This is a genomic window from Shinella sp. 20P9.1.1 (assembly GCF_057798995.1).
Genome location: NZ_JBYOLC010000004.1, coordinates 185,211 through 206,886, shown reverse-complemented (window position 1 = coordinate 206,886; position 21,676 = coordinate 185,211). Strand labels below are relative to the sequence as shown.

Annotated in this window: 20 protein-coding genes; 7 read left to right on the top strand and 13 right to left on the bottom strand. The window is 63.0% G+C overall.

The features are described from left to right. Positions 1 to 2: 2 nt before the first annotated feature. Entirely contained in the window at positions 3 to 455 is a 453-nt protein-coding gene (locus tag AC27VQ_RS09000) for a host attachment protein (RefSeq protein WP_313528001.1), read from the bottom strand. 210 nt (positions 456 to 665) lie between these two features. Between AC27VQ_RS09000 and AC27VQ_RS08995 the strand changes: the two genes are divergently transcribed. Then, complete coding sequence (locus AC27VQ_RS08995) at positions 666 to 1,766, top strand: DNA alkylation repair protein (RefSeq protein WP_488716008.1); 1,101 nt, start codon at positions 666 to 668, stop codon at positions 1,764 to 1,766. A 298-nt stretch (positions 1,767 to 2,064) separates the two neighbouring features. Beyond that, a complete protein-coding gene (locus AC27VQ_RS08990) occupies positions 2,065 to 3,492 on the top strand; it encodes a DEAD/DEAH box helicase (protein WP_488716007.1) in 1,428 nt (475 codons plus the stop codon). Between the two features lie 54 nt (positions 3,493 to 3,546). On the opposite strand, the gene AC27VQ_RS08985 is transcribed toward AC27VQ_RS08990, so the two are convergent. Further along, positions 3,547 to 4,419: a DMT family transporter gene (locus AC27VQ_RS08985; RefSeq protein WP_313524542.1), complete on the bottom strand. Its 873-nt coding sequence runs from the start codon at positions 4,417 to 4,419 to the stop codon at positions 3,547 to 3,549. A gap of 297 nt (positions 4,420 to 4,716) precedes the next feature. On the opposite strand from AC27VQ_RS08985, the gene AC27VQ_RS08980 reads away from it, so the two are divergent. The 3 genes from AC27VQ_RS08980 to AC27VQ_RS08970 are packed head-to-tail and all read left to right on the top strand — an operon-like array spanning position 4,717 to position 7,911. After that, positions 4,717 to 6,126, top strand: a complete 1,410-nt coding sequence (locus tag AC27VQ_RS08980; RefSeq protein ID WP_313524539.1) for a circularly permuted type 2 ATP-grasp protein — start codon at positions 4,717 to 4,719, stop codon at positions 6,124 to 6,126. A 5-nt stretch (positions 6,127 to 6,131) separates the two neighbouring features. Further along, on the top strand, positions 6,132 to 7,073 hold the full coding sequence (locus tag AC27VQ_RS08975) for an alpha-E domain-containing protein (protein ID WP_488716006.1): 942 nt from the start codon (positions 6,132 to 6,134) through the stop codon (positions 7,071 to 7,073). Positions 7,074 to 7,089: 16 nt separating this feature from the next. Beyond that, entirely contained in the window at positions 7,090 to 7,911 is an 822-nt protein-coding gene (locus tag AC27VQ_RS08970; RefSeq protein WP_488716005.1) for a transglutaminase family protein, read from the top strand. A gap of 34 nt (positions 7,912 to 7,945) precedes the next feature. Here the strand turns inward: AC27VQ_RS08970 and AC27VQ_RS08965 are convergent, their stop codons facing one another. The 7 genes from AC27VQ_RS08965 to chvE all read right to left on the bottom strand — a co-directional run bounded on the left by AC27VQ_RS08965 (position 7,946) and on the right by chvE (position 17,247). Further along, positions 7,946 to 8,740, bottom strand: a complete 795-nt coding sequence (locus tag AC27VQ_RS08965) for a hypothetical protein (protein ID WP_488716004.1) — start codon at positions 8,738 to 8,740, stop codon at positions 7,946 to 7,948. Between the two features lie 200 nt (positions 8,741 to 8,940). Further along, on the bottom strand, positions 8,941 to 10,680 hold the full coding sequence (araD, locus tag AC27VQ_RS08960; RefSeq protein ID WP_488716003.1) for an L-arabinonate dehydratase: 1,740 nt from the start codon (positions 10,678 to 10,680) through the stop codon (positions 8,941 to 8,943). Positions 10,681 to 10,728: 48 nt separating this feature from the next. Continuing rightward, a complete protein-coding gene (locus tag AC27VQ_RS08955) occupies positions 10,729 to 12,162 on the bottom strand; it encodes an aldehyde dehydrogenase family protein (protein ID WP_488716002.1) in 1,434 nt (477 codons plus the stop codon). A 23-nt stretch (positions 12,163 to 12,185) separates the two neighbouring features. Then, the gene (gene araD1, locus AC27VQ_RS08950; protein WP_488716001.1) at positions 12,186 to 13,181 is read right to left on the bottom strand and encodes an AraD1 family protein; all 996 of its coding nucleotides are present in this window, start codon (positions 13,179 to 13,181) and stop codon (positions 12,186 to 12,188) included. Between the two features lie 127 nt (positions 13,182 to 13,308). Then, the gene (gene mmsB / locus AC27VQ_RS08945; RefSeq protein ID WP_488716000.1) at positions 13,309 to 14,517 is read right to left on the bottom strand and encodes a multiple monosaccharide ABC transporter permease; all 1,209 of its coding nucleotides are present in this window, start codon (positions 14,515 to 14,517) and stop codon (positions 13,309 to 13,311) included. Next, the gene (gene mmsA / locus AC27VQ_RS08940) at positions 14,517 to 16,052 is read right to left on the bottom strand and encodes a multiple monosaccharide ABC transporter ATP-binding protein (RefSeq protein ID WP_313524515.1); all 1,536 of its coding nucleotides are present in this window, start codon (positions 16,050 to 16,052) and stop codon (positions 14,517 to 14,519) included. The genes mmsB and mmsA overlap by 1 nt, the downstream gene beginning before the upstream one ends. 121 nt (positions 16,053 to 16,173) lie before the next feature. Next, on the bottom strand, positions 16,174 to 17,247 hold the full coding sequence (gene chvE / locus AC27VQ_RS08935; protein ID WP_313524512.1) for a multiple monosaccharide ABC transporter substrate-binding protein: 1,074 nt from the start codon (positions 17,245 to 17,247) through the stop codon (positions 16,174 to 16,176). A 251-nt stretch (positions 17,248 to 17,498) separates the two neighbouring features. Between chvE and AC27VQ_RS08930 the strand changes: the two genes are divergently transcribed. Beyond that, entirely contained in the window at positions 17,499 to 18,506 is a 1,008-nt protein-coding gene (locus AC27VQ_RS08930; RefSeq protein ID WP_488715999.1) for a LysR family transcriptional regulator, read from the top strand. A 15-nt stretch (positions 18,507 to 18,521) separates the two neighbouring features. Further along, a complete protein-coding gene (locus tag AC27VQ_RS08925; RefSeq protein ID WP_488715998.1) occupies positions 18,522 to 19,025 on the top strand; it encodes a hypothetical protein in 504 nt (167 codons plus the stop codon). On the opposite strand, the gene AC27VQ_RS08920 is transcribed toward AC27VQ_RS08925, so the two are convergent. From AC27VQ_RS08920 to AC27VQ_RS08905, 4 genes are read right to left on the bottom strand one after another with little or no spacing between them, the layout of a single operon-like run. Further along, positions 19,022 to 19,243, bottom strand: a complete 222-nt coding sequence (locus tag AC27VQ_RS08920; protein WP_257949146.1) for a hypothetical protein — start codon at positions 19,241 to 19,243, stop codon at positions 19,022 to 19,024. The two genes, AC27VQ_RS08925 and AC27VQ_RS08920, sit on opposite strands and share 4 nt — an antisense overlap. Before the next feature lie 23 nt (positions 19,244 to 19,266). Further along, positions 19,267 to 20,097 carry a 3-methyl-2-oxobutanoate hydroxymethyltransferase gene (locus AC27VQ_RS08915; RefSeq protein WP_488715997.1) on the bottom strand — a complete coding sequence of 277 codons (831 nt, stop codon included), beginning with the start codon at positions 20,095 to 20,097 and terminating at the stop codon, positions 19,267 to 19,269. A 12-nt stretch (positions 20,098 to 20,109) separates the two neighbouring features. Continuing rightward, the gene (locus AC27VQ_RS08910) at positions 20,110 to 21,333 is read right to left on the bottom strand and encodes an NAD(P)/FAD-dependent oxidoreductase (protein WP_488715996.1); all 1,224 of its coding nucleotides are present in this window, start codon (positions 21,331 to 21,333) and stop codon (positions 20,110 to 20,112) included. Positions 21,334 to 21,342: 9 nt separating this feature from the next. After that, positions 21,343 to 21,657 carry a MocE family 2Fe-2S type ferredoxin gene (locus AC27VQ_RS08905; RefSeq protein WP_488715995.1) on the bottom strand — a complete coding sequence of 105 codons (315 nt, stop codon included), beginning with the start codon at positions 21,655 to 21,657 and terminating at the stop codon, positions 21,343 to 21,345. Positions 21,658 to 21,676 lie beyond the last annotated feature (19 nt).

Genomic DNA, 21,676 nt, shown 5'->3' with positions numbered 1-21,676 from the left:
GGTCAGGCGTCGAACATGATTGAGCGGACGGACGAGATCAGCTTGTCCGTCGGCAAGTTCGAAAAGTTCTTGTCGATCTCGGCCATGGTCAGTGTGCGGGATTTGTCGGAGAGCTTGTTGCGCAGGTCGCCGAGCGTCTGGGGAGCGGCGCAGACGACCAGCCTGTCGAAGGCGCCTTCGGCGGCGTAACCGTCGATCAGGCCGGCGACTTCGGCGGTGAATTTTTGCTGCTCCTCCCGCACCGGATCGCTCGAATATTCCATGGCGGAACGGCCATGGCCGACGGAGGAATGGCTGCGGCCGGGCTTGTCGGCCATGATGTCCTGCGCCCTCTTCGGCTCCCAGCGAAAGACTTCCTGCTCCGGGCTCTGCTGTTCGTCCTTCAGCAGGTTCACCCCCTTCAAGAGACGGGCCTGGTTGCCGTCGGCGGCGAGAATCCAAGTCGTAGCGGTCATGTTTCACTCCCGTAGCGAGTTTGTGGACTGGCAGCTGTTCTGCCGTTGAGAGCATCCAACAGGATTGTGGCCGGATGCGCAGTGAACCAACGCAACGCCTTCCGGCATGTTCCGGGTGGCGATGATCACGAAGCTGTTGGAAAGCATCTTGCGCCCCTATGCGCCGGCCGACGCGGCCCGCTAGGGTACCGCCGACGACAGGGGATCCTCATGGCCGAACCGTTGAAAAACCTGCTGCATCCCGGACTGGTGACGGACATGGCCGACCATATCTTCTGCGTCGCACCCGATTTCGACGCGGATCGCTTCACGGCGCTGGCGACCAACGGCATGGACACGCTGGAACTGATGCAGCGCGCCGAGCGGATCAAGGATGCGCTGACGCAGACGCTCCCCGCCGATTATGCCGCTGCCGCGGATATCCTGCGCAAGGCCTTGCCCGAGCGCGACAAACCGGGCCTTTCCGGCTGGGCGCTGCTGCCGATCAACCAGTTCGTCTCCGAACACGGCCTTGGCCATTTCGACGTGTCACTCGCCCTCCTCAAGGCACTGACACCGCATTTCACCGCAGAATTCGGCATTCGCCGCTTCATCAATGCGGAGCAGGACCGGGCGCTCGACGAAATCTCCGGCTGGGTGGCGGACGCCAACCACCATGTCCGCCGCCTCGCCTCCGAAGGCACCCGCCCGCGTCTACCCTGGGCAATGCGCCTGCCGGCCTTGGTGAAAGCGCCCGCACCCATCCTGCCGATCCTCGTCGCGCTTCTCGACGACCCCGAGGACTATGTCCGTCGTTCCGTCGCCAACAGCCTCAACGATATCGCCAAGGACCACCCTGCCCTCGTCGCCGATTTCGTCGAGCGTCATATCGACGGCGCCTCAAACGAGCGGCGCCAGTTGCTGCGCCATGCTTCGCGCACGCTGCTCAAGAAGGGTGACGCCAAGGCGCTCGCCAATTTCGGCTTTGCCGCAGCGCGCGGCATTGCTGCCAGCCTGACGGTCGCAACACCCGTCGTCACCTTCGGCGACAAGCTGAGCTTTTCCATCACCGTCAGCAACGGAGATGCCGAACCGCAGCGACTGATGATCGACTACGCGATCCATCATGTGAAGGCGAACGGCACGCTGGCGCCGAAAGTGTTCAAGTGGAAGACGCTGGACCTGCCGGCGGGCGGGCGCCAGTCGATCGACAAGGACCATGCCATCCGGGCGATCACTACGCGCGTCTATTATCCCGGCCGGCACCGCATCGACATCCTCATCAACGGTACGGTTTCGGCCTCCGCCGACTTCGATCTGCGCATGGATTGAGGGATCCCCTTTTTGCACCTGCGAAAGTAGCACTTGACTTTTTGGCGCAAAACAACGACATGAGCCGCAGCGTCGCCCTTCGGCCGCCGCGTGAGCGAGCCAGCGATTTCCCTGTACGGGATGCCAAGAAGGACAAGCGCAAGAGACGATCCGCCTCCCATTTTGCGGATGACTGCGCAGACGACTGCCAACCAACCCACAAGTTCCCAATTCACGCGGGGTTCTTGACGCCAGACGAAACCGGAAGCGCATGGTGCGTTCCGGCGATACCTGTTTGGCGCCCCGAAAGGTATTTGACTTGACCACTTTTCACGACCTCGGCCTCTCGCAGACCATTGTCGCTACCCTCTCCACGCTCGGCTTTGAAAAAGCGACCCCGATCCAGGAAAAGGCCATTCCGCTCGTCATGGAAGGCTCCGACCTGATCGGCCTTGCCCAGACCGGCACCGGCAAGACGGCCGCTTTCGGCCTGCCGATGATCGAAAAGCTGCTCGCCGACGCGCGCCGTCCCGACCCACGCAACATCCGCGCTCTCATCCTCGCACCCACCCGCGAACTGGTGAACCAGATCGCCGACAACCTGCGCGACTTCGTCAAGAAGACCCCGCTGCGCGTCGTCACCGTCGTTGGCGGTGCCTCCATCAACAAGCAGTCCGAAATGCTGTCGCGCGGCACCGACATCCTCGTCGCGACCCCCGGCCGCCTGCTCGATCTCGTTGCCCGCAAAGCCGTGACGCTGACGCAGGCCCGCTACCTCGTGCTCGACGAAGCCGACCAGATGCTCGACCTCGGCTTCATTCACGATCTGCGCAAGATTTCTAAGATGGTGCCGAAGAACCGCCAGACGCTGCTCTTCTCGGCCACCATGCCGAAGCTGATCGGCGAACTGGCCGGCGAATATCTCGTCAACCCGAAGAAGGTCGAAGTGACGCCTCCGGGCAAAGCTGCCGACAAGGTGGAGCAGTATGTCCACCACGTTCCCGGCAAGGACCAGAAGGCGCAGATCCTGCGCAAGACGCTGTCAGACAATCCGGACGGACTGTCGCTCGTCTTCTCGCGCACCAAGCATGGCGCCGAGAAGCTGATGAAGCATCTCGAGCATATCGGCTTCAAGGCTGCCTCGATCCACGGCAACAAGAGCCAGGGCCAGCGCGAACGCGCGCTGAAGGCCTTCCGTGACGGCGAAATCCGCGTGCTCGTCGCCACCGACGTCGCTGCCCGTGGCATCGACATTCCCGGCGTCACCCACGTTTACAATTACGACCTGCCGGAAGTGGCGGACGCCTATGTCCACCGTATCGGCCGCACGGCCCGCAACGGCCGGGACGGCATCGCGATCGCCTTCTGCACGCCGGACGAAGCGCACCTGCTGCGCGACATCGAGAAGCTGATGGGCATCCAGATCACCGTCGCCAGCGGCGAAGCGCCTGCGGTCATCACGGCCGGCCCCGGCGGCAAGTCGCGCAAGCCGCGCAGCGGCAGCGGCCATCGCGCCAGCCAGGGCCGCGCCGGTCAGCGCCCGCCGCGCAAGCCGTTCGGCGAAGGTTCGCAGGCAGCCTCCGAAGGTGGCGCACCCGCAGCCGGCAAGCGCGCCCATGGCGGCCGTCCCGCCCAGAAGCAGGGCGAGCGCCAGAACCGCAACCACGGCGGCGGCAACGGCCAGGGCCGCCCGCAGAGCCACGGCAAGCCGCGCCGGCCGGAAGGCCAGCGTCGCGAACAGGCGTAAGCGGATCGACATAGAATGAGAAACGGCGGGCTTCGGCCCGCCGTTTTTGTTTGTTCAGGCCGCTTTGCGATTGGTGAGATAGACCCCGACCACCGAAATCGTGGTGCCCAGGATCATCGGGATCGTCAGTTCCTCGCCGAAGATGACGGCCGCCTGCACGGCCGCGATCGGCGGCACCAGATAGATCAGCGACGCCGCGCGAGAGACCTGGCCCCGGCGCAGCAGATAGAGCAGCAGCAGGATCGCGCCCATCGAAATGCCGAGCACGGCCCAGGCGAGCAGCGCCACGAAGGTCAGACCGAAATCGACATGCAGGCTCTCCAGCCCAACGGCGAAGGGGAAGGTGACGATCAGCGCGCCGACATATTGCAGGGTCGCGATGGCGCGGATGTCGCCGGTCGGCAGATATTGTTTCTGGTAGATCGTGCCATAGGTAACGGCGGCCATGCCGAGCATGTTGATGACGATAGCGAAGGCTGGAATTTCCGCAGCACCGTGGCCGAAGAATTTCGGCAAGACGGCAAGCAGCACGCCGAGGAAGCCGAGGCCGAGACCCATCTTCTGCGTGCCGCTGAGCCGCTCGCCAATGAAGAAGGGGGCGGCAAGCGCCGTCATCAGCGGCTGGAGCGCGGCGATGATTGAGGAGAGTGCCGCCGGCACGCCCTGCCCGATCGCCCACCAGACCGCGCCGAGATAGATGCCATGCAGGAAAGCGCCGGAGACGACGGCGTGCACGATGGTGCGCCGGTCGCGCGGCCAGGCGGTACCGGAGACAAGGCAGAAGCCGGCAAACAGGATTGCGGCGGTCAGGTAGCGGATGCTCAGGAATGTCAGCGGCTCGGAAACGAAGGTGGCATATTTGGCCACGACCCAACCGGTCGACCAGAGCAGGACGAAGATGGCCGGGGCCAGGCGATCGAGGGACATGGGATTTCCGGCATCAGGACAAACGTGCGCGAGCGATAGGCGCTACCCCCGTGATGGTCAAAGGAATTTCCTTGATGATTAGGTTCAGCGAGAGGCGTGTGCGACGATGCTTTCGGCATCTGCCCATCATTTCGGCACGAACCTCTTCAACCGTCATGCAGCCACCAGGAAAAACCGTCGCCATGGCCGGTTTAAACGCGCCCAAAGCGGTATGAGAATTCTTTTCCTCTCATTGAGCATGGTTCTTGCATTGCCTCTTATGTTGTACTCAAATGGCGAAAAATGGGGAACACGCCTTTGGCATTTGATGAAATGATGAACGCGGACTCAAACCCGCGGCAACCCTATGACAAGTATCACGACTGGTACGAAGGACAGGATCGGGCTCGCCTGATCGCCAAATCAAGAGACGCCGAGAACCTCTTTCGAAAAACCGGCATCACCTTCGCGGTCTACGGACACGAAGACAGCTCCGAAAAGCTCATCCCCTTCGACATCATCCCACGCATCATTTCCGGCAGAGAGTGGCGCAAGCTCGCCCAGGGCATCGAACAGCGGGTCATCGCCCTCAACGCCTTTCTCGATGACATCTACCACAAGCAGGAAATCATCAAGGCCGGCCGCGTGCCGCGCGAACTGATCGAGCGCAATGTCGCCTTCCTGCCGCAGATGATCGGCTTCAAGCCGCCGGGCGGCGTCTATACCCACATCGTCGGCACCGATATCGTGCGCACGGGCGAAGACCAGTTCTACGTGCTGGAAGACAATGCCCGCACGCCTTCCGGCGTCAGCTACATGCTGGAAAACCGCGAAACCATGATGCAGATGTTCCCGGAGCTGTTCCACCTCAACAAGGTGCGCCCGGTCGAAGACTATCCGAAGACCCTGCGGCAGAGCCTTGCGTCGCTTGCACCCCCCGGCTGTTCCGGCAAGCCGCGCATTGCCGTGCTGACCCCGGGCATCTTCAATTCCGCCTATTACGAACATTCCTTCCTCGCCGACATGATGGGCGTGGAACTGGTCGAGGGCTCGGATCTGCGCGTCGTCGACGGCAAGGTGAAGATGCGCACGACCCGCGGTTATGAAGCGATCGACGTGCTCTACCGCCGCGTCGACGACGATTTCCTCGATCCCCTCACCTTCCGGCCGGATTCGGCGCTCGGCATCCCCGGCATCATGGATGTCTACAAGGCCGGCAACATCACGATTGCCAATGCGCCGGGCACCGGCATCTGCGACGACAAGGCGATCTATTCCTACATGCCCGAGATCGTCGAGTTCTATACCGGCCGCAAGGCGATCCTTGAAAACGTACCGACCTGGCGCTGCTCGGAGGAGGACAGCCTCAAATACGTGCTCGACCATCTCGAGGAACTGGTGGTGAAGGAAGTGCACGGCTCGGGCGGCTACGGCATGCTCGTCGGCCCGACCGCCTCGAAGAAGGAATGCGCGGCCTTCGCCGAAAAGCTGAAGGCCCGGCCGTCGAACTACATCGCGCAGCCGACGCTGTCGCTTTCCACGGTGCCGATCCTCGTCAACAAGGGCATTGCGCCCCGGCACGTGGATTTGCGGCCCTATGTGCTCGTTTCCGACAAGGTGCAGATCATTCCCGGCGGGCTGACCCGCGTGGCGCTGAAGGAAGGCTCGCTGGTGGTCAACTCCAGCCAGGGCGGCGGCACGAAGGACACCTGGGTACTGGAGGACTGATGCCTATGCTGGGAAGAACTGCAAACGGCCTCTACTGGATGTTCCGCTATATCGAGCGCGCTGAAAACATCGCCCGTCTCATCGATGCGGGCCTGCGCATGGCGCTGACACGCTCCGGCTCGTCGGACGAGGACTGGGACGGCGTACTGCAAAGTGCCGGCGTGCGCGAGGATTTCGACAACGTGCACGGCAAGCTGACGAGTGCGGACGCCATCGACTACCTGCTGCGCGATCCTGCCAACCCGTCAAGCGTGATGTCCTGCATCGAATCCGCCCGCAACAATGCGCGCATGGTGCGTACCGCATTGACGCGCGAGACCTGGGAGGCGACCAACGAGTGCTGGATCGAGCTTAAGATTGCGCTCTCCAAACGCGTGAAGCCCGCCGACATGCCGGAGGTGATCGGTACGATCAAGCGCTGCACCGCCCTCATCCGCGGCGCCTTCCACGGCACCATGCTGCGCGACGACATCTACAACTTCTCGCGCATCGGCACCTTCATCGAGCGGGCGGACAACACCGCCCGTATCCTCGACGTGAAGTATTACGTGCTGCTGCCGGCCATCGCCAAGGTCGGCTCGTCGCTCGACAACATGCAATGGGAATCGATCCTGCGCTCGGTCTCGGCGCATCGCTCCTACAGCTGGGTCTATGACGGCGATTATTCCTCGACCAACATTTCGGACTTCCTGATCCTCAACGACCGCATGCCGCGCTCGCTGGCCTATAGCTACGACAAGCTCGTCAGCAATCTCGGTTACCTCGCCAAACTCTACGGCGACAACCATGCGGCACACGAGACGGCTTCCGCGACGTTGATGCTGCTGCGCAGCCGCAACATCGACGACATCATGGAACAGGGGCTCCACGAATTCATCGAGGAGTTCATCGTGCACAACAACCGCCTCGGGGAAGAGATCTCCGACGGCTACCGCTTCTATCGTTGAGAGCGGGGGGCAAACGATGCGACTGAAGATCAGCCATACGACGGAATATACCTATGACGACCCGGTGCAGTATTCGCTGCAGCGCCTGCGGCTGACGCCGAAGACGCAGCCGGGCCAGATCGTGCGCGCGTGGGCGACCACCGTGCACGGCGCGCGCGTCGAGGCCGGCTACATCGATCACTTCGGCAACCATGTCGATCTCGTCAGCACCAATGCCGAGCAGGTGACGATCCGCATCGTCGCCGAGGGCGAGGTGGACACGGAGGACCGGGCCGGCGTCTTCGGCCCACATCAGGGCTTCGTGCCGCTGTGGCTCTATCTGCGCGAGACGCCGCTGACCAAGCCCGGTAAGCTCATCCGCGCGCTCGCTACGGCCGCGACGGGCGACAACGAACTGGCGCGCATGCACGCCATCATGGCCGCCATCCATACGGGCGTCGAATACAAGCCGGGCGAAACGGCCGCCGATACGACGGCCGAACAGGCGTTGGAGCAGAAGCAGGGCGTCTGTCAGGACCACGCCCATATCTTCCTCGCCGCCGCCCGTCATCTCGGCATTCCCGCGCGCTACGTCTCGGGCTACCTGCTGATGGAGGAGCCGGAGCAGACGGCAAGCCATGCCTGGGCGGAGGTGCACCTGCAGGGTCTCGGCTGGGTTGGCTTCGACGCCGCCAACAAGATTTGCCCAGACGCACGCTATGTCCGCCTCTCGAGCGGTCTGGACTACACGGATGCCGCACCAATCTCGGGCATGGTTGTGGGCAGCGCCTCGGAGACGATGAGCGTCGCCATCACGGTGGAAGCGGCGGGCCAGAGCCAGTCGCAAAGTCAGAGCTGACGGCGGCCGCGAACGGCCACCGTCGTTGCAAGTCCTAGCGCGATGCCGTTTCCAGCAGGCGGCAGAGTTTGACCAGCGCCGCATCATAACCGCCGCTGTTGACGCCGCGGCAGCGCTTGAGCATCTGCTGCTTATCGCTTGGCGACAGCTGGGCAAAGTCAGCAACGATCGCGCGATCCCGATCCTTGCCGGGAGTGGGACGGCCATCACCGGGTTTGCCGCGGTCGACGGGCGTGGTGGGTGTCACGCTTTCGTCGTCTCCCCCAAGACTGATATCGACATCTGCATCGAGCAATCCGCGGCCGCCGACATTGGCGCCGACACCGACGCCGAGGCCGCTCGAACCGCCGACTGTCGCCCGTGCGTTGGCGTCTAGAAGGCCACTGGAACCTCCAACATTGGCGTTGACGCCGGCATTCACGCCGTTGCGGCCGCCGACCGAGGCCCCGACATTGGCATTCGCCAGACCTTTCGAGCCGCCAACCGTGGCGCCTACGCCCGCATTTACGCCATTGCGTCCACCCACCGATGCGCCGACACCGGCATTGGCCACACCCTTCGAGCCGCCGACATTCGCGCCGACGCCGGCATTCACGCCATTCTTGCCGCCGACGCTTGTGCGGGCGCCAATATTGGCAAGACCTCGTGAACCGCCGACATTGGCGCCCACGCCGGCCTTGGCGCCGCCGATGCTGACACCGACGCCGACACCAAGTCCGCCGCCCTTTTTGCCGCGATCAGCCGCATGGACCGGCACAGCGAGAACCACCGCGGCGAGCACGGCCATGGAAAGCGTGGGGATCGACACTCCGTTTGATGTTCCGAACATGGAAACCTCCCATTTCAGCGACCGATCCGGGAGTGGACCGGTATCGAAGGAGGAAGGGGAGCGACCCATCGCCGGTTCCTCGCCTAACGCGACTGGTGGAGACCAGGGAAAAGGAAAGGTTGCATTCGGCGTGCGGCAGGCCGCAATTCGTATCGAAACGATACAAAACGGGCGCGGCCTTGAAGCCGCGCCCGTAGAACTCAGTGGCTGTCCTTGCCGACCGCGTTGCCGCGGCAGCCCTTGAGGAAGTCGAGGTCGGCGCCGGTATCGGCACCCTGGACGTGCTGCTGGTGCAGCCAGGCATATCCCGACGTCGGCAGCTCGTGGTGCGGCTTCCATTCCGCAAGACGGCTTGCCAGCTCTTCATCGGAAATATCGAGATGCAGGCGGCGGTTCGGCACGTCGAGCTCGATCATGTCGCCGTTCTTCACCACCGCAAGCGGACCGCCGACGGCGGCTTCCGGCGAGGTGTGCAGCACGACGGTGCCATAGGCGGTGCCGGACATGCGGGCATCCGAGATACGCACCATGTCGGTGATGCCCTTCTTCAGCACCTTCGGAGGAAGCCCCATATTGCCGACCTCGGCCATGCCGGGATAGCCCTTCGGACCACAGTTCTTCATGACCATGACGCAGGTCTCGTCAATGTCGAGAGCGTCGTCGTTGATCTTGGCCTTGTAGTCGTCGATATCCTCGAACACAACGGCGCGGCCGCGATGCGTCAGGAGATGCGGCGAAGCGGCGGACGGCTTCAACACCGCACCTTTCGGCGCGAGGTTGCCACGCACGACGACGATGCCGCCCGACTGCGTCAGCGCTTTTTCGGCCGGCAGGATGACGTCCTCGTTCCAGTTGACGACGTCCTTCACCTCGTTCCAGACAGTCTCACCCGAGACGGTGATGGCATCCTTGTGCAGGAGGCCCGCTTCGCCGAGGCGCTTCAGCACGACAGGCAGACCGCCTGCATAGAAGAACTCTTCCATCAGGTATTTGCCCGACGGCATGAGGTTGACGATGGTCGGCACGTCGCGGCCACAGCGGTCCCAATCGTCCAGCGTCAGGTCGATGCCGACGCGGCCGGCCATGGCCAGCAGATGGATGACGGCATTGGTCGAACCGCCGATGGCCGCATTGGTGCGGATGGCGTTCTCGAAGGCCTGCTTCGTCATGATGTCGGAGGGCTTCAGGTCGTCCTTGACCATCTGCACGATGCGGCGGCCGGTCAGCTGCGCCATCACCTTGCGGCGGCTGTCGACGCCGGGAATGGCGGCGTTGCCCGAGAGCGCCATGCCCAGCGCTTCGGCCATGGAGGCCATGGTGGAGGCCGTGCCCATCGTGTTGCAGGTGCCGGAGGAGCGGCTCATTGACGCCTCGGCCTCGAGGAACTCTTCCTGCGTCATCTCGCCGGCCTTCACCATCTCGGAGAACTTCCACAGATGCGTGCCGGAACCGACGCGCTCGCCGCGGAAATAACCGTTCAGCATCGGGCCGCCGGTGACGACGATCGACGGCAGATCGACGGAGGCGGCCGCCATGATCAGCGACGGCGTGGTCTTGTCGCAGCCGACCATCAGCACGCAGCCATCCATCGGCTGGCCGCGAATGGTTTCCTCGATCGCGAGCGCCGCAAGGTTCCGGTACATCATCGCGGTCGGGCGGAAGGTGTTTTCCGAGGCCGAGAAGACGGGCACTTCCATCGGGAAGCCGCCGGCCTCCCAGATGCCGGCCTTCACCTTTTCGGCCAGCTCGCGCAGATGGCCGTTGCACGGCGTCATGTCCGACCAGGTATTGAGGATGCCGATAACAGGGCGCCCGTCGAACAGGTCGTGCGGGTAGCCCTGGTTCTTCATCCAGCCACGGTGATAGATCACGTCACGGCTGGTGCCGCCGTACCATTCCTGTGATCTGAGCCTGCGCGGCCATTCCGCTTTCTTCGTCATCTTTCCAGTCCTCGAAGGGACCACCCGCAAGACCGGGCGGCCTTTGTCTCACGCCAGGGTGTAGGCGGTCTTGACGGTTGTGTAGAATTCGTTGGCGTATTTGCCCTGCTCGCGCGAGCCGTGCGAGGAGCCCTTGCGCCCGCCGAAGGGCACGTGGAAATCGACGCCCGCCGTCGGCAGGTTGACCATCACCATGCCGGCCTCCGCATTGCGCTTGAAATGCGTCGCGTGCTTGAGGCTCGTGGTGGCGATACCGGAGGAGAGGCCGAAGGGTGTGTCGTTGGCGACGGCAAGCGCCTCTTCGTAATCCTTGACACGGATGACCGCGGCAACGGGACCGAAGATTTCCTCGCGCGAGATGCGCATGTCGTTCGTCGCCTCGGTGAAGAGCGCCGGCGCCAGATAGAAGCCGGGTGTGTCGCGCTTCAGAAGCTCGCCGCCGAAGGCGAGCTTGGCGCCTTCCTTTTGGCCGATCTCGATATAGTCCGTATCCTGCTTCAGCTGGCTCTGATCGACGACTGGGCCGATATGCGTGCCAGCCTTCAGCGCGTCGTCGACGACGACACTCTTCAGGCGCTCGCCGACGGCTGCAACGAACCGGTCATGAATGCCTTCCGTCACGATGACACGCGAGGAGGCCGTGCAGCGCTGGCCGGTCGAGAAGAAGGCCGAGTTGACGGCGGCTTCGACGGCGACGGTGAGGTCCGCATCATCGAGCACGACGAAGGGGTTCTTGCCGCCCATTTCGAGCTGATACTTGCGATTATGCTCGACGGAGGCGAGCGCCACGCGCCTGCCGGTGCCGGTCGAGCCGGTGAAAGTGACCGCGTTGACATCGGGACTGTCGAGCATGGTCTGGCCGACGACGGAGCCCTTGCCCATGACGAGGTTCAGCACGCCCTTCGGCAGGCCGGCGCGCACCAGGATATCGACGATGGCCCAGGAACAGCCGGGCACCAGTTCCGCCGGCTTGAAGACGACCGTGTTGCCGTAGCAAAGCGCCGGCGCGATCTTCCAGGCGGGAATGGCGATCGGGAAATTCCACGGCGTGATGATGCCGACGACGCCGACCGGCTCGCGGGTTATCTCGACGCCGATATTCGGGCGCACCGAGGGCAGCACTTCGCCGGCAAGGCGCAGGCACTCGCCTGCGAAGAAGTCAAAGATCTGGCCGGCACGCACGGTCTCGCCGATGCCCTCCGCCAGCGTCTTGCCCTCTTCACGCGACAGCAGCCGGCCGAGTTCGTCCTTGCGGGCAAGAATCTCGTCGGCGGTCTTGCGCAGGATGGCGTGGCGCTCGAGGATGCCGGAGCGCGACCAGGCCGGGAAGGCCGCCTTGGCCGCGGCAATCGCCGTTTTGGTGTCTTCGACGGAGGCTCGGGCATAGCGGCCGACCACATCGCCTGTGTTCGACGGGTTGATGTTCTCGATGGCATCGGAGCCGACCCATTCGCCGGCAATCAGGTTCTGGTGGATGGTCATGGCCTCAGCCTCCTGTCCGTCGTTTACAACTGGCGGATTTCGATTTCTTCTTCCTTGGCGATTGCCAGGGGATTGCGCAGCGGTAAGCCGAAACCATCCGCGCCGATCTCGAACACATCGCCCTCTTCCGTGCGGATGCCGTCACCGAAGGACAGCGTTGCCGTGCCGAACATGTGGACGTGGATATCGCCCGGCGTGCGGAACAGGCCGTATTTGAAATGGTGGTACTCGAGATTGGCGAAGGTATGCGACATGTTCGCCTCGCCGGAGACGAAAGGCTTTTCCCAGAGCACCGTGCCACCGCGCACGATGCGCGAGAAGCCGCGGATATCATCGGGTGCCGCACCCACCCGGATTTCCGGGCCGAAGCTCGCCTGCCGCAGCTTGGAATGGGCGAGATAGAGATAATTGATGCGCTCGGTCACATGATCGGAGAACTCGTTCGACACGGCAAAGCCGATGCGGAAGGGCGAACCATCGGCCGCGATGACATAGATGCCCGCCATTTCCGGTTCTTCACCGCCATCGAGCGCGAAGGAGGGCGAGGTCAGCGCAGCACCCGGCGCGACGGCCTGCGAGCCGTTCCCCTTATAGAACCATTCCGGCTGTACGCCCTTTTCACCGGGCTTCGGCTTGCCGTTCTCAAGACCCATGCGGAACATCTTCATGGAGTCCGTCAGTGTCTCCTCAGCCGCTTCCGAAGTCTTCTTGTGCATGGAATCGCGCGTTGCCGCCGAGCCGAGATGGGTCAGGCCCGTACCTGTCAGATGCAAGTGCGCGGCATCCGGATGGGTGATCGGCGATAGCAGCCGGCCGTCTGCATAGGCCGCTTCCAGATCGACCTCGTCACCGAGGCCCTTAGCATCGATGACAGCCTTCAGAGACTGTCCGCTGTTCGCGGCTTCCAGCGCCAGCGCATAGACGCTTGTCGCACCGTTGACGACGCGGCCCTTGCCGCCCTCTTCCCGCACGACGACGGCGATCGAGCCGTCGGCGTTTGCTACCTGCGAAATCAGCATTTCCGTTTCCTTCCTGAGGCCGATTTCCGGCCAAGCTCCGCTCCTGCGGCGGACAGACGTCACCACACTGGCCGCACCGGCGACCGGTCAAACTCTTCTGCAATCGGGTGGGTGACCGGTTTCCCGGTCAGCCCTTGTTCTTGTTGTAGACGTCGAAGAACACGGCCGCGAGCAGCACCAGGCCCTTGATGAGCTGCTGGTAGTCGATGCCGATGCCCATGATCGACATGCCGTTGTTCATGACGCCCATGATAAAGGCGCCGATCACCGCGCCGGTGATCTTGCCGACGCCGCCGGATGCCGAGGCGCCGCCGATGAAGCAGGCCGCGATGACGTCGAGCTCGAAGCCCACGCCGGCCTTCGGCGTCGCCGAGTTGAGGCGGGCGGCGATGATCATGCCGGCGAGCGCGGCGAGCGCACCCATGTTGACGAAGGTGTAGAAGGTCAGGCGTTCGGTGTTGATACCCGAAAGCTTCGCGGCCTTCTCATTGCCGCCCATGGCGTAGATACGCCGGCCGATCGTCGTGCGGGTCGTGACGAAGGCATAGAGCGCGATCAGCAGACCCATGATGACGAGAACGTTCGGCAGGCCACGATAGGTCGAGAGCTGGAAGCCGATGAAGATCGCAACCACGCCGATGATTGCCATCTGCACGGCGAAGAAGCCGAAGGGCTCGTTCTCGGTCTCGTTGACAGCATTGAGGCGGCGTTCACGCAGGCCGGCATAGACGGCATAGCCGACGAGCAGCAGCACGGCGACGAGCGCGACATAGTTCTTGATGAGGCTGGTCGAGGGATCGGTGATGGACAGGAAATCCGGCACGAAGCCCGTGGAAAGAACCTGGAATTCCTTCGGGAAGGGACCGACCGGGCGGCCAGACAGCACGACATAGGTCATGCCGCGGAAGACCAGCATGCCGGCGAGCGTCACGATGAAGGACGGGATCTTCTGGTAGGCGACCCAGTAGCCTTGCGCTGCACCCATGATGGCGCCCATGAGAATCGCGAGCGGCACCACGACGATGGCCGGCAGACCCCATTTCACCAGCATGATCGCCGACATGGCGCCGGTAAACGCGACGATGGAGCCGACCGAAAGGTCGATATGCCCCGCCACGATGATCAGCAGCATGCCCAACGCCATGATGACGATGAACGAGTTCTGCAGCACCAAGTTGGTGATGTTGACGGGGCGGAAGAGAACGCCGTTGGTGAGGATCTGGAAGAAGATCATGATCACGACGAGTGCGACCAGGAGGCCGTATTCGCGGATGTTCTTCTTGAGGTATTCCCCCACCGAAGGCTGGGTTCTCTGGGTCGCGGTATCGGTGGACATCAGTGTTTCTCCCCGGAGCGCATGATGGCGCGCATGATGGATTCCTGGCTTGCTTCCGCCTTTGAAAGCTCGGCCACGATGCGCCCTTCGTTCATGACATAGATGCGATCGCAGGTCCCGAGCAGTTCCGGCATCTCCGATGAGATCATGAGGATGCCCTTGCCCTCGGCGGCAAGCTGGTTGATGATCGAGTAGATTTCGAACTTGGCACCGACGTCGATGCCGCGCGTGGGTTCATCGAGGATCAGCACCTCGGGATTGGTGAAAAGCCACTTCGACAGTACGACCTTCTGCTGGTTGCCGCCCGAAAGATTGACCGTTTCCTGATAGATCGAATGCGAGCGGATGCGCAGCTTCGACCGGTAGTCCGAGGCGACCTTGGCTTCCTGCCGGTCGTTGATGACCATGTTCGACGACACGCCGCCCAGATTGGACAGCGTCGTGTTGTGCATGATGTTGTTAATCAGCACGAGGCCGAGATGCTTGCGGTCCTCGGTCACGTAGGCAAGGCCGGCATCGATCGCCTTGGGGATCGTGCTCACATCCACGGGCTTGCCGCGCATGGAAACGTCGCCGGTGATCTTGTGGCCCCAGCTCTTGCCGAAGATGCTCATTGCCGTCTCGGTGCGGCCGGCACCCATCAGGCCGGCAATGCCGACGACCTCGCCGGCGCGCACCGTGAAGCTCACGTCATGCAGGAACTGTCGGTCGCGGTGGTGCTGGTGGAAGACGTTCCAGTTCTTCACCTCCAGCAGCGTCTCGCCGATCTTGGGCTCGCGCGCCGGATAGCGATCTTCCATTTCACGGCCGACCATGCCCTTGATGATGCGGTCTTCGGAAATATCCTCGTGATGACAGTCGAGCGTTTCCACCGTGCCGCCATCGCGCAGGATCGTAATCTGGTCGGCGACCTTTTTGATCTCGTTCAGCTTGTGCGAGATGATGATCGAGGTCATGCCCTGCGTGCGGAACTCCATGAGCAGCTTCAGGAGCGCGTCGGAGTCCTTTTCGTTGAGGGAAGCGGTCGGCTCGTCGAGGATCAGCAGGCGCACTTTCTTTGACAGCGCCTTGGCGATTTCCACCAGCTGCTGCTTGCCCACGCCGATATCGGTGATCAGCGTGCCCGGCGAATCCTTCAGACCCACCTTGTCGAGCAATTCCTGCGTGCGGCGGAAGGTCTGCTTCCAGTCGATGACGCCCTTGGTGGCGACCTCGTTGCCGAGGAAGATGTTCTCGGCAATCGACAGGAGCGGCACAAGCGCCAGCTCCTGGTGGATGATGATGATACCCAGATGCTCGCTGTCGGAGATCGTGGAGAAGTGACGGACCTGGCCGTCGAAATGGATTTCGCCCTCATAGGAGCCGGCCGGATAGACGCCGCTCAACACTTTCATGAGGGTGGATTTGCCGGCGCCGTTTTCGCCGACAAGGGCGTGAATCTCGCCTTCGCGGACCTTCAGGTTGACGTTGTCGAGCGCCTTTACGCCCGGGAACGTCTTCGTGATGCCACGCATTTCGAGAAGGGTCTTGCTCATGTACCAGTTTCCAGCGGCCAGTGATCGCCCTTCGACAGGGAGACTGAGCCTATTCGCTCTGCGATCCGGAGAAAAGAGGGTTCGCGCCGATAGCGCGAACCCCGGAGAAATTTGAGAACGATTAGTTCTTCAGCTGGTCAGCCGTGTAGTAGGCCGAGTCCGTGACGAGGATCTTCTCGGCATTGGACTTGTCGACGGCAACCGGCTTCAGGAGGTAGGACGGAACGACCTTGACGCCGTTGTCGTAGGTCTTCGTGTCGTTTACTTCCGGTTCCTTGCCTTCGAGGATCGAGTTGACCATGCCAACGGTGACCTTGGCGAGTTCACGCGTGTCCTTGAAAACAGTCGAATACTGTTCGTCGGCGAGGATCGACTTGACGGACGGCAGTTCGGCGTCCTGGCCGGTGACGATGGCCATCGGCTGGTCGCCCGAGCCGTAGCCGACGCCCTTCAGAGCCGACAGGATACCGATGGAGAGACCATCGTAGGGCGACAGAACGCCATCGACGCGGCCGTCGGTGTAGGTCGAGGACAGCAGGTTTTCCATGCGGGCCTGGGCAACGGCACCGTCCCAACGCAGCGTGCCGACGGTTTCCATGCCGGTCTGGCCCGACTTGATGACGATGTCACCCTTGTCGATCAGTGGCTGGATGACCGACATCGCGCCGTCGTAGAAGAAGAAGGCGTTGTTATCATCAGGCGAACCGCCGAAGAGTTCGACGTTCCACGGCTTGGTGTTCGGGAACTTCGCCTTCAGGCCGTCGACGAGGCTGGTGGCCTGGAGAACGCCGACCTGGAAGTTGTCGAAGGTGGCGTAGTAGCTGACATTGCCCGAATCGCGGATGAGGCGGTCGTAGGCGATGACCTTCACGCCGGCGTCGGCAGCCTTCTGCAGGATGTCGGAGAGCGTCGTGCCGTCGATGGCGCCGATGACGAGAACCTTGGCACCCTTGGTGACCATGTTTTCGATCTGGGCCAGCTGGTTCGGGATATCGTCGTCAGCAAACTGCAGGTCCGGCGTGTAGCCGGCTTCCTTAAACAGCTTTTCCATCGTCTCGCCGTCGGAAATCCAGCGGGTCGAGGTCTTGGTGGGCATGGAGATGCCGACCATGCCCTTGTCCTGGGCGAAAACCGGGGCGACGAAGGACGCGACGCTGATGGCAGCGGCCGCGAGAAGCGAGGTGATCATTTTCATAGAAAGGTCTCTCCCTTGTGCGCACTGGCCAATCGAGCCAGGCATTGTTCTGTGCACGGGCGGGGTCGCTTTCAGGCGACGGCCTAGACTGGTGAGCATAAGCCCGCCGGTCCCCACTCCCAAGGACCCCAGCGCACATTGGCGAAACCTCGTACGAATTGCCATAACTGTCAAATGCAATGAGCTTCTAATTCGATACCAAAATTGGTATAGAGAGGCAGATATATAATATTTTTACGACCGAGGGTACGATGCGTTTGGACAATGACATCGACGAACCGCTTTTTCCCAACGAGGGCGGCGATAATCTGCAGGGCGTCGGACTGCTGCGCAGCGGCCTGAAACTCAATCATCTGCGCATGATCGTCGCGATCGAGGAGCACAGCCAGGTGAGTGCGGCAGCCGACGTGCTCAACATCTCGCAGCCCGCCGCATCCCGCATGCTGACGGAAATGGAGACGATCCTCAAGGCACAACTCTGCGAGCGTGTCTCGCGCGGTGTGGCGCTGACGGCCTTCGGCCGCGCCTTTGCGCGGCGGGCGCGCACCATCCTGCTCGAACTACGCGAGGTCGACCGCGAGCTTTCCGCGCTGAAATCCGGCACTGGCGGTTCGGTCTATCTGGGATCCGTGACCGCACCGGCGATCAGCCTCGCCGTGCCGGCGATCCAGCAGGTCAGTGCCGCCTATCCCGGCATCGAGGTGAATGTGCGCGTGGAGACGAGCAATGTGCTCGCCCGCGAACTGCTCGCCGCGCGGCAGGACTTCATCATCGCTCGCGTGCCCGACGACCTCAATCCGCGCCTGTTCAACGTCACAGAGATCGGTGTGGAAAGGGCCTGCCTCATCGTGCGAAAAGGCCATCCGCTGACGGAAAAGTCGGTCGTCGGCCTTTCGGATCTGCCGCATTTCGACTGGGTGTTCCAGCCGGCCGGTACGCTGCTGCGCCGGCGCATTGAGGAACTGTTCATCGCCGCCGGGGTCGCGCTGCCCTCCACCGTCGTCAACACGTCGTCGATCCTGCTGACCACCGCCATCGTCTGCGGCTCGAATGCGATCGCACCCGTCGCCCGCGACATGGCAGTCTTCATCGCCGATGTCGGCGCGCAGGCTGGCGAGATCAGCATCCTCAACACGGATTTCGAGATCGACATCAAACCCTACAGCCTGATTTCCGTGAAAGGCCGGGCGCTCCCCCCGAGCGCCAAACTGCTCTATGATCTCATCCTGCAACGCAGCCGGATGCTTTCGCCGGACTGAACGGAGAAAGACCCCATGTTCGGCATGACCGTTTTCGAATCCGTGCTGGAAAGGCTGAAGGCCGAGGCGCGCCAAGCCGAGGAAGACGCGGCCGAAGAGGCCGTGGAAGACGACGGCCCCGGCGAGATTCGCGGGCTGAACTCCGGTTTTGCCGGCATCGGCACCGGTAGCACCTTCGTCTCCGGTTCGCAGGCAGCGGCGGCCTATCTCGATCTCTACGAGGAGCCGCGACCGACGCCTCCCGAGCCGCAACCGGCACCCGAACCGGCTCCGGCCCCGCCACCACATTTGCTCCGCATCGCGCCGGACGAGATTGCTGAGGATCTGGCGCTGACCGGCAAGGAAAGCATGAACGACCTCCTCACAAGGCGGCGCAGCTTTGCCCGCGAAAATCATCCCGATCGCGCGCCGGAAGAGCTGCGCGCCAACGCGACATTGCGCATGAAGATCGCCAACATGCTGATCGACGAGACGATCCGCAGGCTTAAGGTGGAAGAGAGCCTTGGGCTTTCGCGCTAGCTCTTGGTTTCCTCGGGCGGCTTGGCGGCCGGGTCGGACGGCTTGAAGAACAGGATGAGGTTGGCGAAGACATAGGCGGTCACGACGAGGAAGATCGTGCCCCAGGTCTGTTCGCCATTGTAGAATTCCACGCCCGTCCACGCCGCGCAGGACCCGACCAGCAGCACCCGCCGCCAGAGCGGACGATAGAACGGATGGTCGGGATCGATGAACTTCATGAATGTCTCCTCACATGCCTCGCCTACATAGGCGGTTTTTCCGTGTGAGGAAACTGCGTTTGCGAACCGAGGCGTTCGAGGAAGGCCGCAAGTTCGGAGGTCTCGATTCCAACGAGATGGCCTTTTTCCGGATAGGCACCGGAGCGCACGTCCTCGGCATACTCGCGGAAGGCGGCGATGCGCTCCAGCTGGAGACGATCATATTCCGCCGCGAAATTGCGGTAGACTTTTGCATGGCGCGGACAATGGCCGCGGTTCTGGCCAAGCACATCGTCGGCGAAGAGATATTGCGCATCGCAGCCCGTGCCGGCCCCCATGGAGAGCATGACGAGCGAGGTCTTGGCGCTGATCGCCGCAGCGACCTCACACGGCACGACCTCGATTTCGGCAGCGAAGGCCCCGGCCTCTTCCAGCGCCTTCACCTGCCGGTAGATTTCCAGCGCGCTCTCCACCGTCTTGCCGACGGCGCGAAAACCGCCCGTCCAGGTGGCCTTGGAGGGGATGAGGCCGACATGGCCGCAGACCGGGATGCCCTCCTCCCGCAGACGCCGCACGGTGGAAAGGCCGGCCGCACAATAGACGGCATCGCCCCCTGCCCGCATCGCCTGGAAGGCGCCGCGCAGATAGTCGTCGGCGGTGATGAAATCGCCGTATTCCAGGCCGGGAAAGGCGAAGACGGTCGGGGCCGCCTCGCGGAAGGCCGGGCCGAGCAATGCCGGCGGCACGGAGACGAGGTCGATGCCCGCCTGTTCGGCGGCGGCGGCCTCTTCTAGCGTGACGACGCGCAGCATGGTGAGCTGGCGCTTGCCCTTCATCGCCTGAATATCGGCAACGGTCGGTCTCTTGGTTTTCACGGGCAGCCTCCCTCAGGCGGCGAGCAGTTTCTTGAGCTTGGTCTCCGGCGCGGCGAGCGCGGCCGGATCGGGATGGATGCAGGCGGCGATCAGCATTTCGGCGAGACGGATGTCGCGCGCCACCGCATTGCCCGGCCCGATGCCGCTTGCCGCAATCAGCCGGCCATCGGCATCGAGATGGAAGAGAATGAAGGCGCGCTCGCCCATATCGCGGCGGACCGTGCTGACGGCGCCATCGGCAAGGCCGGCGATCTGCAACGTCAGGTCGTACTGATCCGACCAGAACCATGGTACGGCGGCATGGACATCCGTGCCGCCGAGCATGTTGGCGGCGGCAAGCTGGCCCTGCTCCTGCGCATTGCGCCAGGATTCGAGCCGGATGCGGCGGTCGCCATAGAGCGGCAGCGGATAGGAGGCGCAGTCGCCCGCGGCGAAGATATCGGGATCGGAGGTGGACAGCAGGCCATCGACGGCGATGCCGTTTTCCACCCTCAAACCGGCCGCCTCCGCCAGTTCCGTGTTGGGCACGGCGCCGATGCCGACGACAAGCAGATTGGCGCTGACGACACGACCATCACCCAGCGAAATCAGTACCTCGCCCGCCCGTTCCTCCACACCGGTGACCTTGGCACCGCAGAGAATGTCCACACCCTCGGCGACGTGGCGGCTGGCGACGATTTCGGCGATCTCGGCCGGCACGCCACGGGTGAGCACCCGCGGCAGGCCCTCCACAAGCGTGACGCTCGCCCCCAGCTTGCGGGCGCTGGCGGCAAGCTCCAGGCCGATGAAGCCACCGCCGAGAATGGCGATATGGCTCCCCTCGACCAGATGGTCGCGGATACGCGCCGCGTCGTCATGGCTGCGCAGCGCAAGGATGCGCCCGCCATGGGTCGCGCCCGGCAGGGTGCGAGGACGCGCGCCGGTGGCCAGCAGCAGCCTGTCATAGGGAATGACCGTACCATCGCCCAGCACGACACGCTTCGCTACGCGGTCGATCTCGGACACCGTGCGGTCGAGCAGCAGATCGATGCCGGCCTCGACGTAACGCTCCGGTTCGGCGACGAATTTCGGACCGGCGCCGGCCACCAGCGCGTCCTTGGAGAGCGGCGGACGCTCATAGGGCAGATGCGTTTCGCTGCCGATCAGGGTCAGCGTGCCGTCAAAACCCTTTTCACGCAGGGCAAAGGCTGCGCGCGCGCCGCATTCGCCGGCGCCGACGATCACGAAATTCGCCATGACGGTTTCCTAAATCCCGATGAAGACCGTGCCGCCCTCGACCTTGACCGGATAGGTCCTGAGGTCGATGCAGACGGGCGCGCCCTTGGCCTCGCCGGTCTTGTAGTTGAAGCGACCGTTGTGCTTGGGACATTCGATGATGTGATCCATCACCAGGCCATCGGCCAGATGGATCTTCTCATGCGTGCAGAGCCCGTCCGTCGCGTGATATGTGTCCTCGGGGCTGCGGTAGATCGCGAAGGTGCGGCCTGCATGGTCGAAGCGGATGACATCCTCCTCGTCGATTTCGTCGGCTGCGCAGACTTCGATCCAGGTATCGCTCATGGGTCTCTCCTCCAAGATA